The 16,168-nt window shown below is 72.6% G+C and carries 12 protein-coding genes and 1 pseudogene; 7 read left to right on the forward strand and 6 right to left on the reverse strand.

The features are described 5' to 3' along the window. The first annotated feature begins 13 nt into the window (after positions 1-13). The 4 genes from ACIBQX_RS01005 to ACIBQX_RS01020 all read left to right on the forward strand — a co-directional run bounded on the left by ACIBQX_RS01005 (position 14) and on the right by ACIBQX_RS01020 (position 5,735). On the forward strand, positions 14-1,132 hold the full coding sequence (locus ACIBQX_RS01005; protein WP_397001499.1) for a winged helix DNA-binding domain-containing protein: 1,119 nt from the start codon (positions 14-16) through the stop codon (positions 1,130-1,132). Between the two features lie 625 nt (positions 1,133-1,757). Then, entirely contained in the window at positions 1,758-3,359 is a 1,602-nt protein-coding gene (abc-f, locus tag ACIBQX_RS01010) for a ribosomal protection-like ABC-F family protein (RefSeq protein WP_396999302.1), read from the forward strand. 69 nt (positions 3,360-3,428) lie between these two features. Then, on the forward strand, positions 3,429-4,034 hold the full coding sequence (locus ACIBQX_RS01015; protein ID WP_396999303.1) for a TetR/AcrR family transcriptional regulator: 606 nt from the start codon (positions 3,429-3,431) through the stop codon (positions 4,032-4,034). Positions 4,035-4,106: 72 nt separating this feature from the next. Next, entirely contained in the window at positions 4,107-5,735 is a 1,629-nt protein-coding gene (locus tag ACIBQX_RS01020) for an FAD-dependent monooxygenase (RefSeq protein ID WP_396999304.1), read from the forward strand. A 44-nt stretch (positions 5,736-5,779) separates the two neighbouring features. On the opposite strand, the gene ACIBQX_RS01025 is transcribed toward ACIBQX_RS01020, so the two are convergent. Both ACIBQX_RS01025 and ACIBQX_RS01030 read right to left on the reverse strand, forming a co-directional pair. Beyond that, positions 5,780-6,421 (reverse strand): ArsR/SmtB family transcription factor, encoded by a 642-nt coding sequence (locus ACIBQX_RS01025; RefSeq protein ID WP_396999305.1) that lies wholly within the window; start codon positions 6,419-6,421, stop codon positions 5,780-5,782. A gap of 267 nt (positions 6,422-6,688) precedes the next feature. Next, positions 6,689-8,917 (reverse strand): sensor histidine kinase, encoded by a 2,229-nt coding sequence (locus tag ACIBQX_RS01030; protein ID WP_396999306.1) that lies wholly within the window; start codon positions 8,915-8,917, stop codon positions 6,689-6,691. Between the two features lie 213 nt (positions 8,918-9,130). Between ACIBQX_RS01030 and ACIBQX_RS01035 the strand changes: the two genes are divergently transcribed. Then, positions 9,131-9,790, forward strand: coding sequence for a response regulator (locus tag ACIBQX_RS01035; protein ID WP_396999307.1), 660 nt, complete (start codon positions 9,131-9,133; stop codon positions 9,788-9,790). On the opposite strand, the gene add is transcribed toward ACIBQX_RS01035, so the two are convergent. Continuing rightward, the gene (add, locus tag ACIBQX_RS01040; RefSeq protein ID WP_396999308.1) at positions 9,732-10,733 is read right to left on the reverse strand and encodes an adenosine deaminase; all 1,002 of its coding nucleotides are present in this window, start codon (positions 10,731-10,733) and stop codon (positions 9,732-9,734) included. The two genes, ACIBQX_RS01035 and add, sit on opposite strands and share 59 nt — an antisense overlap. 43 nt (positions 10,734-10,776) lie before the next feature. Beyond that, positions 10,777-11,538 carry a class I SAM-dependent methyltransferase gene (locus ACIBQX_RS01045; protein ID WP_396999309.1) on the reverse strand — a complete coding sequence of 254 codons (762 nt, stop codon included), beginning with the start codon at positions 11,536-11,538 and terminating at the stop codon, positions 10,777-10,779. Positions 11,539-11,727: 189 nt separating this feature from the next. Between ACIBQX_RS01045 and ACIBQX_RS01050 the strand changes: the two genes are divergently transcribed. Together ACIBQX_RS01050 and ACIBQX_RS01055 are read left to right on the forward strand one after the other, a co-directional pair. Then, positions 11,728-12,480 (forward strand): protein phosphatase 2C domain-containing protein, encoded by a 753-nt coding sequence (locus ACIBQX_RS01050; RefSeq protein WP_396999310.1) that lies wholly within the window; start codon positions 11,728-11,730, stop codon positions 12,478-12,480. Positions 12,481-12,696: 216 nt separating this feature from the next. Then, a pseudogene (locus tag ACIBQX_RS01055) lies at positions 12,697-13,596 on the forward strand (RNA polymerase sigma factor); the annotation flags it as partial. A 41-nt stretch (positions 13,597-13,637) separates the two neighbouring features. Here ACIBQX_RS01055 and ACIBQX_RS01060 read toward each other — a convergent pair. Together ACIBQX_RS01060 and ACIBQX_RS01065 are read right to left on the reverse strand one after the other, a co-directional pair. Next, positions 13,638-14,714, reverse strand: coding sequence for a winged helix DNA-binding domain-containing protein (locus ACIBQX_RS01060; RefSeq protein WP_396999311.1), 1,077 nt, complete (start codon positions 14,712-14,714; stop codon positions 13,638-13,640). A 16-nt stretch (positions 14,715-14,730) separates the two neighbouring features. Beyond that, a complete protein-coding gene (locus ACIBQX_RS01065; protein ID WP_396999312.1) occupies positions 14,731-16,161 on the reverse strand; it encodes a wax ester/triacylglycerol synthase family O-acyltransferase in 1,431 nt (476 codons plus the stop codon). Between the last annotated feature and the right edge of the window lie 7 nt (positions 16,162-16,168).

Genomic DNA, 16,168 nt, shown 5'->3' on the forward strand with positions numbered 1-16,168 from the left:
ACGTGTGATCGAGATGTCGTGGCAGCAGGTCAGCGCCAGGCGGCTGGAGCGTGCGGGGCTGACCGCACCGGTGAAGGACGGCACACCGGCGCAGGTCGTGGCCGCGATGTGCGGGGCGCACGCGCAAGTCATGTCGGCTGCCGAGCTGTCCATCGCGCTCCGCCTGGAGGAGGCCACCCGTGCGGACGTGCGGCGAGCGCTGTGGGAGGAGCGCAGCCTGGTCAAGACCTACGGGCCGCGCGGCACCGTACACGTGCTGCCCACCCGTGACCTGCCCGGATGGGTGGGCGCCCTGTCATCACTGCCCACGGGGCGCAGCGCCCACTCCGAGAGCGTCCGGATGACGCCGGAGCAGACCGACGAGGTGGTGGCGGCCATCCGAGCGGCGCTGGACGGGGCCTGCCTGACGATCGACGAGCTGCACGACGCGGTCGTCGCCGCCACCGGGCCGTGGGCGGGCGACGCGGTCATGCCCGCCTTCCAGACGATGTGGCCGCGCTGGCGGCAGGCCATGAGCCTCGCGGCGCACCGGGGCGCGTTCGTCTTCGGCCCGGTCAGGGACCGCAAGGTCACCTACACCGCCCCACCCGCCGGCCTCCGTCCCGCCGACGGGCTGGCCGAGCTGGTCACGAGCTATCTGCGGGCGTACGGCCCGGCGACCTCCGGCCAGTTCGCCCGATGGCTGGACGCGCCGAAGCGGTGGGCCACGGCGCTGTTCGCGTCGATGGAGCTGGAGCAGGTGCTCTTCGAGGGCGAGCCCGCCTGGGTGGTGGCGGGCGACACCGAGGCCCCCGCCGAAGCGCCGCGAGGGGTGCGGCTGCTGCCGTATTTCGACGCCTACCTGGTGGCGGGCATGCCGCGCGATCTGCTGTATCCCGGACCGGCCGCCGAGCGGGCGCTGGCGGGCAGGCAGGCGGGCAACTTCCCGGTGCTGCTCGTGGACGGGCAGGTGGCCGGTGTCTGGCACCAGCGCCGCTCCGGCAGCAGGATCGACGTCACGGTGGAGCCGTTGATCGAGCTCGCCCAGGCACGGCTGGGCGAACTCGACGATCAGGTGGCCCGGATCGGGAAGATTCTGGAGGGCAGGCCGCGGCTCACCATCGGCACGATCACCGTGGGGGCGCATGCCTGAGATTTCCTGACCTGACGCACCCGCAAACATGGACAGCCGTTGGGCATGGATCCACCTGCCGGGCGGTAGGCCTGGGGGGACGGTCCCGTTCTCGTCCGAGGAGTCCCGACGTGACACTGTCCCAGGTCCGGCCCGGCGCGCACGCCTGCGCCCGTGGCGTCTTAAGGCCGCCTTCGAGGCGATCTCTCCGCTGCGACCACGCGCGCGCCGGAGGTCGCTCGGGGCCGTGCGCGTGGGCCCGCCGGCACCGCCGGCCGGCCGTGGCGCACCCGGCCCCCGTGCCGCCGCCCGTTCCCGCCCCGCGACCGGCGCCCGTCCGGGTCAGCACACCGGCGGAGGTCCCGTCCGGCAGTCATGACGAGCCGCGCCAGGGCTGGCAGCACCTGGGCGGCGTACGGCTGCCGCGCGACCGCTTACTGCTGTTCCCGCGATAAATCGGTCGCACCCTTCGAGTCCTTCGGGTACGGTCGCGGACATGGGTGCATGTTCAGGGATGCCTTTCAGGCTGTGGTTCCACTAAGCCTCCCGCGCTGACGCGGCGAGGCGGCTCTCGGCTTTTCACCGATCGAGCCGGACCACCTCTTTTCCCCTGATCATTTCTCCGCAGACCTGGAGGGCTCCCTTCGTGAGCCAAGTCACCCTTCGCGACGTGTCCAAATCGTACGGTGAACGCGCCGTACTCGATCAGATCTCCCTCACCGTCCCCTCCGGTGAGAAGGCCGGTGTCATCGGCGAGAACGGGGCCGGCAAGTCGACCCTGCTCCGGATCATCGCCGGGGCGGACCGGCCCGACGGCGGCGAGGTGATCGTCGCCGCCGACGGCGTCGGGCACCTGCGCCAGACGCTGGAACCGCCTCCGGGCCACACCGTCCAGGACGCCGTGGACGAGGCGCTCGGCGAGCTGCGCGACCTGGAGAAGCGCATGCTCCGCGCCGCCGAGGCCGCCGACATGGACGCCTACGGCGCGCTGCTCACCGCGTTCGAGGCCCGTGGCGGGTACGAAGCCGACGCGCGGGTGGTGGCCGCCATGCACGGCCTGGGCCTGGCCGGCGTCACCCGGGACCGGACCCTCGGCAGCCTGTCGGGCGGCGAGCGGTCCCGCCTGGCCCTGGCCTGCGTGCTGGCGTCGGCGCCGGAGCTGCTCCTCCTGGACGAGCCGACGAACCACCTCGACGAGCAGGCGGTGACGTGGCTGGAGGACCAGCTGCGCGGCCACCGCGGCACCGTCATCGCGGTGACCCATGACCGCGCCTTCCTCAGCCGGTTCGCCACCGCCATCCTCGAGGTCGACCATGACCGGCGGACCGTCGTCCGCTACGGCGACGGCTGGGACGGCTACGTGGCGGCCCGGGCCGCCACCCGCCGACGCCGGCAGCAGGAGTACGACGACTGGGTGGCCGAGACGGAGCGCCAGTCCCGCCTCGCCGAGAGCGGCATCGTAAGGCTCGGCGCGGCGGAGCGCTCGGCGGACCGGCCGCGCACGGCGGGCCATCGCAGGTCCCACGAGGCCGGGCTGTCGGGCACGGTACGCAACGCCCGCGAGCGCCTCCGGCGCCTGCGGGAGAACCCGGTGCCCCGGCCACCGGACCCGCTCCGCTTCACGGCCCGCCTGGAGGGTGGGGCCGAGGAGACCGCCGGCGGCCATGCGGGCGGAGATGCCGTCTCGATGCGAGGCGTCACCGTGGCCGATCGGCTGTGCGTGGACCGCCTGCGGATGGCTTCCGGTGAGCGGGTGCTGATCACCGGGCCCAACGGTGCCGGTAAGACGACGCTGCTGCGGGTTCTGGCGGGCGACCTCGCCCCTGACTCCGGCACGGTCCGGCGGCCTCGCCGGGTCGGTTACCTGCGTCAGGAGGTGCCGCCGGCGGCCTCGCGTACGACGGTGCTGGGCGCGTTCGCCGCCGGGCTGCCGGGACCGGCGGACGAGCACGCCGCCAGGCTGCTGTCGCTCGGCCTGTTCGCCGGGGCGGAGCTGGGGCGGGCGGTCGGTGACCTGTCCGTGGGGCAGCGGCGCAGGCTGGAGCTCGCCCGCCTGGTGAGCCGGCCGGCCGACCTGCTCATCCTCGACGAGCCGACCAACCATCTGTCGCTCGCGCTCGTCGAGGAGCTGGAGGAGGCCCTGGGCGCGTTCGAGGGGTCGCTGGTGGTGGTCTCCCACGACCGCCGCTTCCGCGGCGGCTTCGAAGGCACCCGGCTCACGCTGCGCGAGGGCAGACTCGTGAGCTGAGGGCCGACCTTAGCTCGGGAAAGTTGTCAAGGACGAATGTTCGTTCTACGGTGAGGTGGCATGGCCCGCATGCCCAAAGAGCATCTGGAGGCCCGTCGCCGCCAGATCCTCGACGCCGCCCGGCGCTGCTTCATCCGCAACGGCTTCCATGCCACGTCCATGCAGGACGTTCTGGCCGAGGCCGACCTGTCGACCGGAGCCGTCTACCGCTACTTCAAGAGCAAGGACGACATCATCGCGGCGACGGCCTCCGAAGCCCTCGCCGAGTTGGCCACGGCGTTCGAGGCGGACGAGTCGGCCGCGCCGCCGGATCTGGACGACTTCGTCGACCTCGTGCTGCGGGTCGGAAGACCGCCGCTGTCCGGCTCGCGGGAGTCCGCGCAGTTCATGGTCCAGGTGTGGGCGGAGGCGATGCGGTCGCCGGCGTTGCGCACGAAGCTTCAGGCGGTCATGGAGGAGGCTCGCCGGGTGGTCGCCGGCCTGGTGGCGCGGCACCAGCGGCACGGGCTGCTCTCCGGTGACGTCCCGGCCGAGCATGTGGCGGACGTCCTGATGGCACTGGTGGACGGATTCCTGGTGTCCCGCGCGGTGTACGGCCACGACGGCCATGCGGACGCGGCGGCCTTCCGTAACGGCATGCGCGCACTGATGTCGGCGCCCGCTCAGGCGAACTGACAGCGGCCCTTGACGGCCATGGCTCACTCATGCTCTTCTAAAAGAACGATCGTTCGTTTTTTAGGAGGAGTGATGACCGTCGGACCAGACGTACTCATCGCCGGCGCGGGGCCGACCGGCTTGGTGCTCGCGATCGAGCTGGCGCGCAGAGGAGTGATCCCCCGCGTCGTCGACGCGGGCGCCGCCGACCACCGGGAGAGCCGGGCGGTGTCCATCGTGGCCCGGACCCTGGAGGTCCTGGACGACCTCGGGCTGGCCGAGGACGCCATCGACCGCGGCGTGCCGTTGCACGCGCTGAACTTCTACCAGGGCACCACGACGCTCGCCGAGATGGACGTCACGGCCGTGGACTCCCCGTTCCCCCTCGACCTGTGCATCCCGCAGTGGCAGACCGTCGGCTTGCTGCGCGAACGCGCGGCGGAACTCGGAGTCTCCGTCGACTGGGGCACCCGCCTGCTGGAACAGAAGGCGAGCGAACACGGGGTCACCGTGGAGCTCCAGCACGACGACGGCCGTCGCGAGCGCTGCGAGACCAGATGGCTGGTCGGCGCGGATGGCGCGCACAGCACCGTCCGCGAGGCGGCGGGGATCGGCCGGAAACGGGCGGACCTGCGGCGGGGATTCATCCTGGGTGACGTCGCCGCCGACTGGCCGCTGACGCGCGACCGCTTCCACGTCTACTTCGCCCGATCGGGGCTGGTCGCGGTCTTCCCCATGGCGGGAGGCCACTGGCGCATCCTGGCCGACGCTGGAGAGCCGCCGTCGGCACCCGGCCTGGACGCCTTCGCCGCCCTGGTCGCCGACCGCACGCCCTTGGACCCACGCCTGCGCGACCTGTGCTGGAGCTCGTCGTTCGTGGCCCGCGAAAGCCTGGCCGAGCGGCTGCGCGACGGGCGGGTGCTGCTGGCCGGCGACGCCGCGCACAACCACAGCCCGGTGGGCGGCCAGGGCATGAACACCGGCATGCAGGACGCCTACAACCTGGGCTGGAAACTCGCCCTCGTCGTCACCGGCGACGCCGCCGAAGCGCTCCTGGACAGCTACCACGCCGAACGCTGGCCGGTGGCCAAGGCCGTCGTCGACGCCACCTCGGCCACGACCAGGGTCGTCACCGGCAGCACCCTGATCGTCCGCAGAGCCAGACGGCACGCGTTGCGCCTGCTGGGCCGGCTGAACCCGGTGCAACAGCGGCTGTCCGAGGCCTTCGGTGAGCACCTGGTCCACTACCGCGACAGCCGCCTGGTCTTCCAGCGCTGGCGCGAGTCCCCGGCCCGCGCCTGGAGCGACCTCGCGAGCACCGGCCCACGGCCAGGGGAGCTGATGCGCGACGCCTACCTGGAAAGGCGCGACGGCCCGGTGGCGCTTCGGCATCTCCTGCGCGGCCCCGGCCACCACCTGCTGCTGTTCGCCGCGGACACCACCGATCCCGCCGCCCTGGCGGCCTGGCGATCCGCGGCCCGCACGGCGATGGCCGGGCACGGCGAGGCGCACGTCATCACGCGAGGCCATCTGCCACCCGGCCCGGCCGCCGGCATCGCCGCGGACCTGCGCAGCGAGGCGCACAACCGCTACGGCGTGCGCCGGCCCAGCCTCTACATCGTCCGCCCCGACAAGTACATCGGCTACCGCGGCGACAGCGTCGACTTCACGGCGGCGAACGACTACTTCCGCGCCCTGACCGCCCCGGACGTCGCACGGTAGGCGCCGGCCGGTCGAGCGGCCGGGACGAATCCTTCGCGTGTCACTCAGTCGCAGGCGGGAGCGAGCGGGGCGGGGTTGCCCATCACCACGTCGGCGGCGGTGGGGAAGCAGCTCACGCAGGTCTCGTTGATCCGGTAGAGGCTGGACGTGCCGCGCTTCTCGACCAGGACGAAGCGCACCTCGGCCAGGATCTTCAGGTGATGGGAGACGGTCGACTGGCCGACGCCCGACGCGGCGACGATCTCCCCCACGGTCATCGGCTCCCGGCGCCTGGCCAGCATCGACACGATCTGGATGCGGGTGGCGTCGGCGAGCGCCTTGAACCAGCTCGCGTACTCCTCGGCCGCGGCCCGGCCGAGCGGCTTCTCATGAGCGTTCATCGTCGATCGACGATAGTTGATCGTACGCCTGCGGGCCACCCCTGACCCGCCGCCGCGCACCGGGCCGGAACCGGGGTCTTCGGCCTGGTGATCGCCGCGCCGATCCCGGTCGTCGCCCTGGCGGCCATGGTCACCCGCGGCATCGGCTGGAGCCGGCAGGGCCCGATGGCGCACGGCGTGGCCACACTGCACCCACACCGCGCCGGGGCGGCCACCGGGATGCTTCCTGGGCGGCGCGATCGGCCCCTTCGGCTTCGGCCGGCTCGCCCACGCCGGAGGGTACGGCGCCGCCTGGACCGCGAGCATCGCGATCCTGCTTACCGGCGCGCGACCACGCCGCTGTGCGGCGTTTTCCGTCGCGTGCCGATCACGTCAACTACCCTGGGGAGTTGTTCAGTAACTCTTAGTCATATTCGGAGGTTGACGTGGTGCGTACGTTGAGTCGTTGGGGGCTGGCCGTGGGCATCGCGGTGGTCACGGGACTGGGGCCGGCGGCTCACGCCGCCCAGCAGGCGGGCAGCGGCATGAGCGCGTCACCGGCCGTCCACTGCCCCGAGCCTGGCTCCCCGTCGGCTACCCCGGGTCCGGAGTGTCCGCAGCCGTGCCCGCCGTACTGCCCGTGGGAGCCGCCGCTGCCGTGCCCGCCCTACTGCCCGTGGGAGCCGCCGCTGCCGCTGCCGTGCCCGCCGTACTGCCCCCACTCGACTCCGCCCACCAGGTAGCCGACGGCGAGCCGGCTTCGCCATGAGTGAGGCCGGCCTCCCGCAGAGGTCCGGGCGTGGAGCGTGGCAGCCACGCCTGGACGCGGGTCCCCGACCCGTCGCTCGAGATGCAGAACCTGCCGCCCAGCTCGGCCGCCCGTTCGGCCATCGAGCGCAGGCCGATGCCGCGGCGCCCGCCGTCCGCGCGGAAGCCCGTCCCGTCGTCGGCGACCTCGGCCACCAGCGCACCCGGCGTCACCGTCACCGTGACCCGGCAGTTCGCGGCGCGGGCGTGCCGGACGGCGTTGGTCAGCGCCTCCGACACGATGCGGTACGCCGCCACCTCTAACGCCGCCGGCAGCGCCACCAGCGGATCGGGGTCGAGCTCGACCGTGAGCCGCGGCCCGCCGCCCTGCAGGGAGTCGGCCAGGCGGCGTACGCCCTCGCTCAGCCCGAAGTCGGCGAGCGTCACGGGCACCAGGCCGTCGGTGATGCGCCGGACGTCCACGATCAGCCGGGCGATGCCCTCCGACACCTCCCCCAGCGACGCCGAGGCCGGCGAGTCGCCCGGGATCTGCGCCGACGTGGTGTCGACCCACAGCCGCAGCGCGGAAAGGGTGGCGCCGAGGCCGTCGTGGATCTCCCGGCGCAGCCGGCGGCGCTCCTCCTCGCGGGCGGTGATGATCTGCTCGCGGCTGGCCTGCAGGTCCTCGTACAGGCGGCAGGCGGCGACGGACGAGGCCGCCTGGGCGATCAGGACGCGCAGGATGTCGCGGTCCTGGCCGTCGATCCCGCTCTCCCCCTCGCGCGCGCCCACCAGCAGCGCGCCCACGACCGCGCCCTGGTGCACGAGGTCGAAGCTGCTGTGCCGGTCCGGCATCCGGCCCCGCCCGGCGATCTCGCGCGGCCCCTGCCGGGTTCGTACGATGATCCGCGCGGCGGGCAGCCCGAGCTGCTCGACGGCGGTCTCGCACAGCAGGCGCGCGGCGTCCTGCGGCCCGGGAACCCGGCCGAGGTCGGCGGCGAGGTCGCGGACCAGCTGGTAGGGATGCGCGCGACGCCCGTAGTACAGCCGGTCGGCGACTCCGGCCGACCAGCGCGCGGCCCGCCGCGCGGCGAGGCCGATGAGCAGCGCGAGCCCGGCCAGCCCCAGCGCGGGCCCGCTGCGGGCCGCCGGCGCGAGGAACAGCACCACCGCGACCCCGCCGCCGGGCAGCACGATCAGCCCGACGGTGAGCACGAAACAGGTCAGCAGCCACCGGGCCGACCGATCGATGGCCCAGACCCGATCCCGGGTGAACACCCGGACGATCACCGCGCACAGCAGCGCCGCGCAGCAGCCGAGCAGCGCGAACCGCATCCAGCCGCTCGCCTCCAGGTAATACGCCGCCTTCAGGGCGCCCGCCCACAGCAGGTACGGTCCGAGGAACACCACCGCCTGCCGGCGCCGCGCCGAGTCCGCGTGCCGCCAGTGCCGGGCCAGCACGGCCAGCCCGATCCCGATCACCACGGCGAAGCTGAGGTTGGCCACGACGTGGAACCGGTCGTAGAGGTCGCCCGCGACCCGGCCCGCCGCCCACGACCGCAGGGGATTGGGCTCGCCCGCCTGCTCGCTCTCGGCGGCGACCGGCAGGAACGACACGACCAGCGCCCACACCGCGACCACGACCACGTACGCGCGCGCGGCCCGCATCCTGCCGTCCGGGAAGCACAGCGGGAGCACGGCCGTGAGGAAGGCGTGCAGCGCGCTGCCGAGCACCCAGACCAGCAGCGCCACGGTGATGGCCGCGGCGTCGCCCTCGACGACCGGCATCAGCTCGGACGCCGCCCTGGCCATGATCATGCCCAGACCGGTGGCGAGGAACAGCCAGCCCATCGCCAGGCCGGCCCGGTGCGCGACGATCACCAGGCCGGACACGGCCAGGACCAGCGCGACCAGCACGGGCCCGGCGTCGTCCAGCAGGGTGCCGACGTCTCGCTCCCTGGCCTGGCCGCCGAACAGCAGCGCGCCCCAGCAGAGCAGGCTCGCGGCGGTGAGCACGCACAGGATGGAGGCGCCGGTCAGTTGCCGCCTGGCCAGGCGGCCGGCCGGGCCCGTCATCGCGGGACTCCGCCGGGTCGGAAGCGCATCACACGGTGACTCCACTTCGGTTCGTACGGGGTGATACGGCGGGTGATTCCTCGAACGTGGCAGGCCTGTGGTCATGACCGCATGGGGCGGTGGCCCCGGATGCGCCCGGGGTGGGCGCCCGGGATCCGGGCAGAGCGTCAATCGCTGTACGCGTTCAGGCGACTACTCGTAGTGTAGAAGGCTGTGAAGGATGTTCCGGCGGTACGCGTTCTGATCGTGGACGATCATCCGCTCTTCCGGCACGGCCTGCGGGCGGCGCTGGAGAGCTCGGGGGACATCGAGGTGGTGGCCGAGGCGGGCTCCGCCGCGGAGGTCGGCGACGCCGTCGCCCGGCACCGCCCGACCGTTGTGATCATGGATCTTGGGCTGCCCGGGGCATCGGGCGTCGAGGCCACCCGGCGGCTGGCGGCGGCCGAGGACGCGCCTCCGGTGCTGGTCCTGACGATGTCCGACGACGACGGCAGCCTGGTCTCGGCGCTGCAGGCGGGCGCTCGCGGCTACCTCGTCAAGGGGGCGGGACGGGACACCGTGCTGCACGCGGTCCACACCGTGGCGGCCGGGGGCGCCGTCTTCGGCCCCGACGTCGCCCGGCGCATCTCGCGTCTGCTCACCGATCCGCGCGGGAACGCCGCGCAGCCACGCCTGCCCATGCTGACCGCGCGGGAGCGGGAGGTGCTCACCCTGGCGGCCCGCGGGCTCAACAACCACCGCATCGCCGCGGCGCTCGTCCTCTCGGAGAAGACCGTACGCAACCACATCGGCCGCATCTTCGAGAAGCTGCAGGTCACCAGCAGAGTCGAGGCCGTGACCATGGCCCGGGACGCGGGCCTCGGGGAGCCCTGACCTCACCGGCGAGCCAGTCGTCCACCCCCGTCAGGAGGGCGGCCTTGAGCTCCGGCCGGGCGAACGACGCCTCGATGCCGGCCCTGGCCAGCTCGGCCAGGGCCGGGTCGTCGCAGCCGAAGATGTCGCGCGCGCGGCCGTACTCGCCGGCGAGGGTGGTCTCGCCGTCGGTGTTGAGCGTGACGGCCAGTCCGGCCGCGCGCAGCCGCGGCAGCGGGTGGGCGGCCAGGTCGGCGACGACGCCGAGCAGGACGTTGGAGGTGGGGCAGACCTCGAGCGGGATGCCCCGCTCCCGCACCTCCTCGACCAGGGCGGGGTCCTCCAGCACGCGGATGCCGTGGCCGAGCCGTTCGGCGTGGCCGAGGGTGAGGGCCTCGCGGACGCTGGCCGGCCCGGCGAACTCCCCCGCGTGGTGCACCAGGTGCAGGCCGGCGTCCCTCGCCGCGTCGAACACCTCGGCGAACGGCGCCAGCGGGTGGCTCTCGTCACCGGCCAGCCCGATCCCGATCACCCGCTCGTAGCGGGTGGCGAGCCTGTAGGTCCGCCAGAGCCGCTCGACGGGCCGCCGCCGGGAGTGGTCGAGCAGCACCCGGCACTCGATGCCGTACCGGGCGCCCTCGGCCAGCCCGTCGAGCACCGCCTCCAGCGGCATCTCCGGCGCCCCCAGCCGCTCGCCGTGGGCGGCCGCGGTGAAGGTGACCTCGGCGTAGCGGGTGCCCTGCGCCGCCTCGTCCTCACAGAACTCCAGCGCCACCCGCCGGAAGTCACCGGCCGTGCGCAGCAGGCCGCGCACCCGCGCCCGCTGGTCGGCGAACGCGCGGAAGCTCGTGAAGCCCTCCTCCGGCGCCGGCTCGCCGCCGAGGTCGAGCACGGTGCGTGGCCGCACCGTGCTCTCCAGGTGGACGTGCAGGTGGGCCTTGGGCAGCGCGCGGACGTCTCTCACCCCCAGCACCCTAGGGACCGGCGGGTACGGCGCGCATCCGGATTTATCGTCGCCTGGTGACGCGGATCTTGGACTGCTTGTGCGGTCCTCGCTCCCAGTCCTCCATGAATGCGGCGTCCAGTCCGTGCCGGTCGGCCAGCGCCACCAGGGTCTCGGTGCGGTAGTAGAAGTCCTCACGCAGCACCTGGTGCTCCTTGCCCTCGGTGCGGTCGAAGGTGAAGTCGAACCAGCCCGTCGGCCGCATGATCCGGCCGACGTGCGCGAAGCACTCGTCGATCACCTCCAGCGGCGAGTGGGAGAAGACGCTGTGGGCGTGGACGACGTCGAAGTGCTCGTCCGGCAGGAACGCGAAGCGCAGGTCACGTACCGGGGTGAGGTAGGGCATCTTGTCGCGCAGCCCGTGGGTGGCGACGGTGTCGTGGGCGGCCATGAGGATGTCCGGCGAGATGTCGATGCCGTAGTAGTTGCCGGTGTGCAGGTAGTCGACGAACAGCCGCCCGGCCCGCAGATTGCCGCAGCCGATCTCCAGCATGCGGCATTCGGGCTTGAGCCCGTGCTCCACCAGGTAGTCGAACTGCATGCGGCCCAGGGCCAGCCAGCGCTTGTGCGAGTGGGACCCGACGGCGCCCTCCGGGCTGCGCGCCGTGTCGGACTTCATGACCGCCCGGTAGTAGGCGACGTGGTCGCGGGTGCGCAGGCGGAGCCACGAGTCGCGGGCGAGCCTGCGCAGGTGCGGTACGACCTTGTGGGGGTGCTTGAGCGCGTACGAGGCCTGGTGGACGAGGCTCGAACGAGGGCGTGTCATGTGTTGTACCGCCAAAGGTAGATCCGGGCCCTGTCACGGGCCGGAGAGGTGGGCACGGCCGTCATGAGGGGAATGTAAATCACCTGCCGGAGCCTCCGACCGGCTCGCGTGACAATCTTGAATCGCCATTTGCGCAGCCTTTCTCCGTAACGGTTACCCGCGAATGCGCCGGCCATTCCGAGGAGTTCGATGACGCGGGTCCGCTATGCCACTGCCGCCGCGCCGGGCGGCGTCAACGAGGACTACGTGATCGCCGGGCCGTCCTGGGTGGTGGTGCTGGACGGCGCGACCGCGCCGCGCGGTATCGACTCCGGCTGCGTCCACGACGTGAGCTGGCTGGTGCGCACGCTGGCCGGCGCCCTGGCGGTCCGTCTCGACGGCGACGAGCGCCTGCCCGGGATCCTGGGGCGGGCCATCGCCACCACCATGGACGCGCACGCGGCGACCTGCGACCTGGGCAACCCGAACTCGCCCTCCTGCACCGTCGCCATCGCCCGCCGCCGCGGCGACCGGCTCGACCACCTGGTGCTGTGCGACTGCGCCATCGGGCTGTGGCGCCACGACGGCACGGTCATGGTCGTCACCGACGACCGGCTCGAGCGTCTGCCCGGCGGGCGGCCGTACTCACTGGAGCTGGTCGCCTCGCTGCGCAACAGGCCCGGCGGGTTCTGGGTGGCGAGCACCTGCCCCGAGGCGGCTGCGCAGGCGCTGACCGGCTCGACGCCGGTGCCCGAGCTGCGCGGGATCGCCCTGTTCACCGACGGCGTGACGAGACTGGCGGACTGGTACGGCCACTCCTGGGAGTGGCTGGTCAGCGGCGCCGCGCGGGCCCCCGAGGAGCTGCTGGCCAGGGTGCGTGCGGAGGAGCGGGCGCACGGCCCGGTGCGCGGGAAGCCGCATGACGACGCGACCGCGGCGTGGATGTCCTTCGGATCAGGTTGAGACGGGCGTCACAAGCTGTCGGTGCCGTTGGGTAGCTTGGGGGTGAACAATTCTCCCGCTCGTGCTAGGGGGCCGATTCCCGAACTCGACAAGCACCCGACGCCGGTGCCGGCGCCGCCGCCGACTCCGTCCAACCCGAGCGAGGAGATCGCCTTGACCCAAGCAGCAGCAGAGCTCGTCGACCTGGACGACAACACGACTTCAGTCATCGGCACCGACTCCGTCAAGACCTACCTGAAGGAGATCGGGCGGGTGCCGCTCCTGACCGCCTCTCAGGAGATCGACCTGGCCAAGCGCATCGAGGCCGGTCTGTTCGCCCGGGAGCGGCTCGACACCGAGGACGGCATCAGCGGTGAGCTCCGCGCCGACCTCGAGTGGATCGCCGACGACGGGGACCGCGCCAGACAGCGGATGCTGGAGGCCAACCTGCGCCTGGTGGTGTCCATCGCCAAGCGCTACACCGGCCGTGGCATGCTCTTCCTCGACCTGATCCAGGAGGGCAATCTCGGCCTCATCCGGACGATCGAGAAGTTCGACTACCGCCTCGGCTACAAGTTCTCCACCTACGCCACCTGGTGGATCAAGCAGGCGATCACCCGGGCCATGGCCGACCAGGCGCGCACGATCCGCATCCCGGTGCACATGGTAGAGATGATCAACAAGGTCGCGCGGGCCCAGCGCACGCTGCAGAGCGACCTCGGCCGCGAGCCCACCCCGGAGGAGATCGCCGCCGAGACCGAGCTCACCACCGACCGGGTGATCGAGGTGCAGGGCTACGGCCGCGAGCCGATCTCCCTGCACACGCCGCTCGGGACGGAGGGCGACAGCGAGTTCGGCGACCTCATCGAGGACACCGAGGCCGTCTCCCCCGCCGAGGCCGTCTCCTTCACGCTGCTGCAGCAGCAGCTGCGCGCGCTGCTGGACGACCTGTCCGAGCGCGAGGCGGGCGTGATCTCCATGCGCTACGGCCTGACCAACGGCAAGCCGATGACCCTCGACGAGATCGGCCGCATCTATGGCGTGACCCGCGAGCGGATCAGGCAGATCGAGGCCAAGACGATGTCCAAGCTGCGCCACCCGTCCAGGGCGATGGCGCTGCGCGACTACCTCGGCTAGCGGCCGGCGCCGCTCGGCCGGTGGTCTTCCGAGGGGTGCCGTCACGCCGCCGAGGGGCGCCACCATGTGATGGTGCCGTCCGGCGCGCCCGCGAAGCGGAGCAGGCCGGCGCCCTCGGCGGCGAGTTCGGCCCTGGCCGGCTCCGGCAGCGGGTGGAAGGGCCGCAGGTCCAGCACGCCGTCCTTGATGTTCCACATGCCGGCGACGACGCCGTCGACGAGGAAGGTGGGGAAGATGACGGCGCCCACGCACACGGCTTTGCGCTGCTCGTCCGTCATCATCCGGGTACGGTCGGCGTACGCGACGATGAGGTTGTCGAAGGCCGGCAGGAAACGCACGGGAGCGGGCACGTCCTCCTCGGCCAGCGGCGCGTCCGGCAGGTCGTAGAGAACACGACCCTCGGTGTCATGATATTTCCGTAAAGACATGGCGTCGATCACCGGCCGCAGCCGGGTCAGGCCCGACCACATCTGCACGTCCATCACGCTCGCGGGGCCGAAGGCGGCGAGGTAGCGGGTGACGAGTCGTTCGACGGGCAGGGCGTCGTCCAGCGGCCGTCCGAGCCACTCCTCGGCCAGGGTGAAAGGGGTCGCCCCGCCCCGGTTCCAGATGCCGTTCGGCGGGGTGTGCACCACCGGCACCAGCGCCTGCGCCGACCAGCCGAGCGCCAACGGCTCGACGTCCGGCCAGCGTTCCAGGAGCAGGTCGCGGAGCTGGGGCCGGGTCAGCGTACGGCCCGCCAGGTGGCCACGGGCCAGCGTCACCAGCTCGTCCAGGTCCACCCCGGCGGTGGCCCGGCCGAAGCCGGCCTGCCGGGCCCGCGACATCGGCGCCTGCATGAGCGGCCGCAGCCACCGGTAGTCGTCGGCCAGGGCCAGGTGCTGGGTGCCGCGCAGCAGCGAGCCGCGGACGACCTGCCTGCCGTACAGCAGGGAGGTCAGGTCGTCGTGGGCGAAGGAGGCCAGGCGCGACCACAGGCCGAAGTACGGCGGGTTGACCTCCTGCCCCTGGAGGGCGACCAGCCGCTCGATCGCCCGCGCCGGGGACAGCGACGAGCGGGCGAGCAGGAGCTGGCGGTCCAGCGTCGTGCGGTTGAGCACCCTGCGGTTCAGCTTCATACCGGCAGGCTAGGCACTATCGCGGAAAGGATGCTTCCGCATTGAGCAGTTCGTCGAGGGCTTCGCGCAGGTGTCCGGCCAGCTCCCACGCGTCCGGCACCATCGTCCGGTCGGTGACCACTCCGAAGTCGAGGGAGCCGTCGTAGGAGAAGGCGGTGATGTTCACCCCGCCGCTCATGTCGGTGATCACCGAGACCGGATAGTGGTGCAGCAGCCGCACGCCGGACACGTACAGCGGGAACTGCGGGCCCGGCACGTTCGAGATGAACACGTTGATCGGCGGCACGGTCTGCCCGACCAGCCCGAACGCCGACCTGGAGGCGAGCCCCATGAGCGCCGCGGGCATCGACTCGCTGAACTCGCGCAGCCACCGCGCGGGCGACAGCGAGAACCGGTCCTTGATCCGCTGCATCGCGTGCCGCACCTCGTGCAGCCGGGCCACCGGATCGTCCAGGTGCACGGCCAGCGGCGCGGTCATGATCGTGACCTGGTTGCCCGTCCCCTCGTCGCCCGCCGCGCGCAGTGAGAACGGCACCCCGGCCACCAGCGGCTGGTCCGGGATCCCGCCGTGCGCGGCGAGCCAGCGGCGCAGCGCCCCCGCGCACACCGCCATGACCACGTCGTTGACGGTGACGTCGAACTCCTTGCGCACCGCCTTGAACTCCTCCAGCGGCAGCGAGGCGAACGCGAAGCGCCGGTGCGCCGAGATCGGTCCGCTGAACGGCGTCTTCGGCGCGGGCAGTGACGGCAGCTCCGGCGCCTGCCCGCTGCCCGCGGCCCGGCGTGCCAGCGCCGCGACGGCCCCGCTGCCAGGCAGCGACGACACGACGGGGATCTCGTCCAGGTGCGGCATCGCGCGGGCGGCGAACCGCAACGCCTGCGCCGGGTTGCCGGCCATCCTGGCCAGCCCGCGCGCCACCATCTCGGCGTGGCCGGGCGGCGGCTCGTCCCACTCGGGCTCGTGCTCGGGCGGGGGCGCGGGGACGGGCCCGAGGTCGAGCAGCGCGGCCAGCACGTCCGCGCCGCCGACGCCGTCCACGGCCGCGTGATGGATCTTCACATAGAGCCCGGTACGCCCGCCGCGCAGCCCGTGGATGAGGTAGATCTCCCACAGCGGCCTGCCCCGGTCCAGGCGGCGCGGATGCAGCCGGGCCACCTGCTCGGCCAGTTGCCTGTCGTCCCCCGGCGGCGGCAGCCCGATCTCACGTACGTGGTAGTCGAGGTCGAGATCGTCTTCCCGCACCCAGTAGGGGTGGTCCAGGCCGAACGGCACCGGGGCCAGCTTGCGGTGCAGCGCCGGGACGTACGGCAGCCGCGCCTCCAGCAGGTCCTGCAGGTCGGCGCGGTTGAGACTTCCCTCGAGGACGGCCAGGCCGGCGATGTTGGCGACGTTCGTGGCGGTCTCGAAGTGCAGGAACTGCGCATCCAGGGCGGTCAGCTGGGACATGGTGAAA

This window comes from Nonomuraea sp. NPDC049714, from assembly GCF_044465295.1.
Lineage (GTDB): Bacteria > Actinomycetota > Actinomycetes > Streptosporangiales > Streptosporangiaceae > Nonomuraea.

Bases quoted from the DNA above. Each gene is read 5' to 3' on its own strand.
- ACIBQX_RS01005 (WP_397001499.1), top strand. From the start codon at position 14: ATGTCGTGGCAGCAGGTCAGCGCCAGGCGGCTGGAGCGTGCGGGGCTG.
- ACIBQX_RS01015 (WP_396999303.1), top strand. From the start codon at position 3,429: ATGCCCAAAGAGCATCTGGAGGCCCGTCGCCGCCAGATCCTCGACGCC.
- ACIBQX_RS01020 (WP_396999304.1), top strand. From the start codon at position 4,107: ATGACCGTCGGACCAGACGTACTCATCGCCGGCGCGGGGCCGACCGGC.
- ACIBQX_RS01025 (WP_396999305.1), bottom strand. From the start codon at position 6,421: ATGCTCGCGGTCCAGGCGGCGCCGTACCCTCCGGCGTGGGCGAGCCGG.
- ACIBQX_RS01030 (WP_396999306.1), bottom strand. From the start codon at position 8,917: ATGACGGGCCCGGCCGGCCGCCTGGCCAGGCGGCAACTGACCGGCGCC.
- ACIBQX_RS01045 (WP_396999309.1), bottom strand. From the start codon at position 11,538: ATGACACGCCCTCGTTCGAGCCTCGTCCACCAGGCCTCGTACGCGCTC.
- ACIBQX_RS01050 (WP_396999310.1), top strand. From the start codon at position 11,728: ATGACGCGGGTCCGCTATGCCACTGCCGCCGCGCCGGGCGGCGTCAAC.
- ACIBQX_RS01060 (WP_396999311.1), bottom strand. From the start codon at position 14,714: ATGAAGCTGAACCGCAGGGTGCTCAACCGCACGACGCTGGACCGCCAG.
- ACIBQX_RS01065 (WP_396999312.1), bottom strand. From the start codon at position 16,161: ATGTCCCAGCTGACCGCCCTGGATGCGCAGTTCCTGCACTTCGAGACC.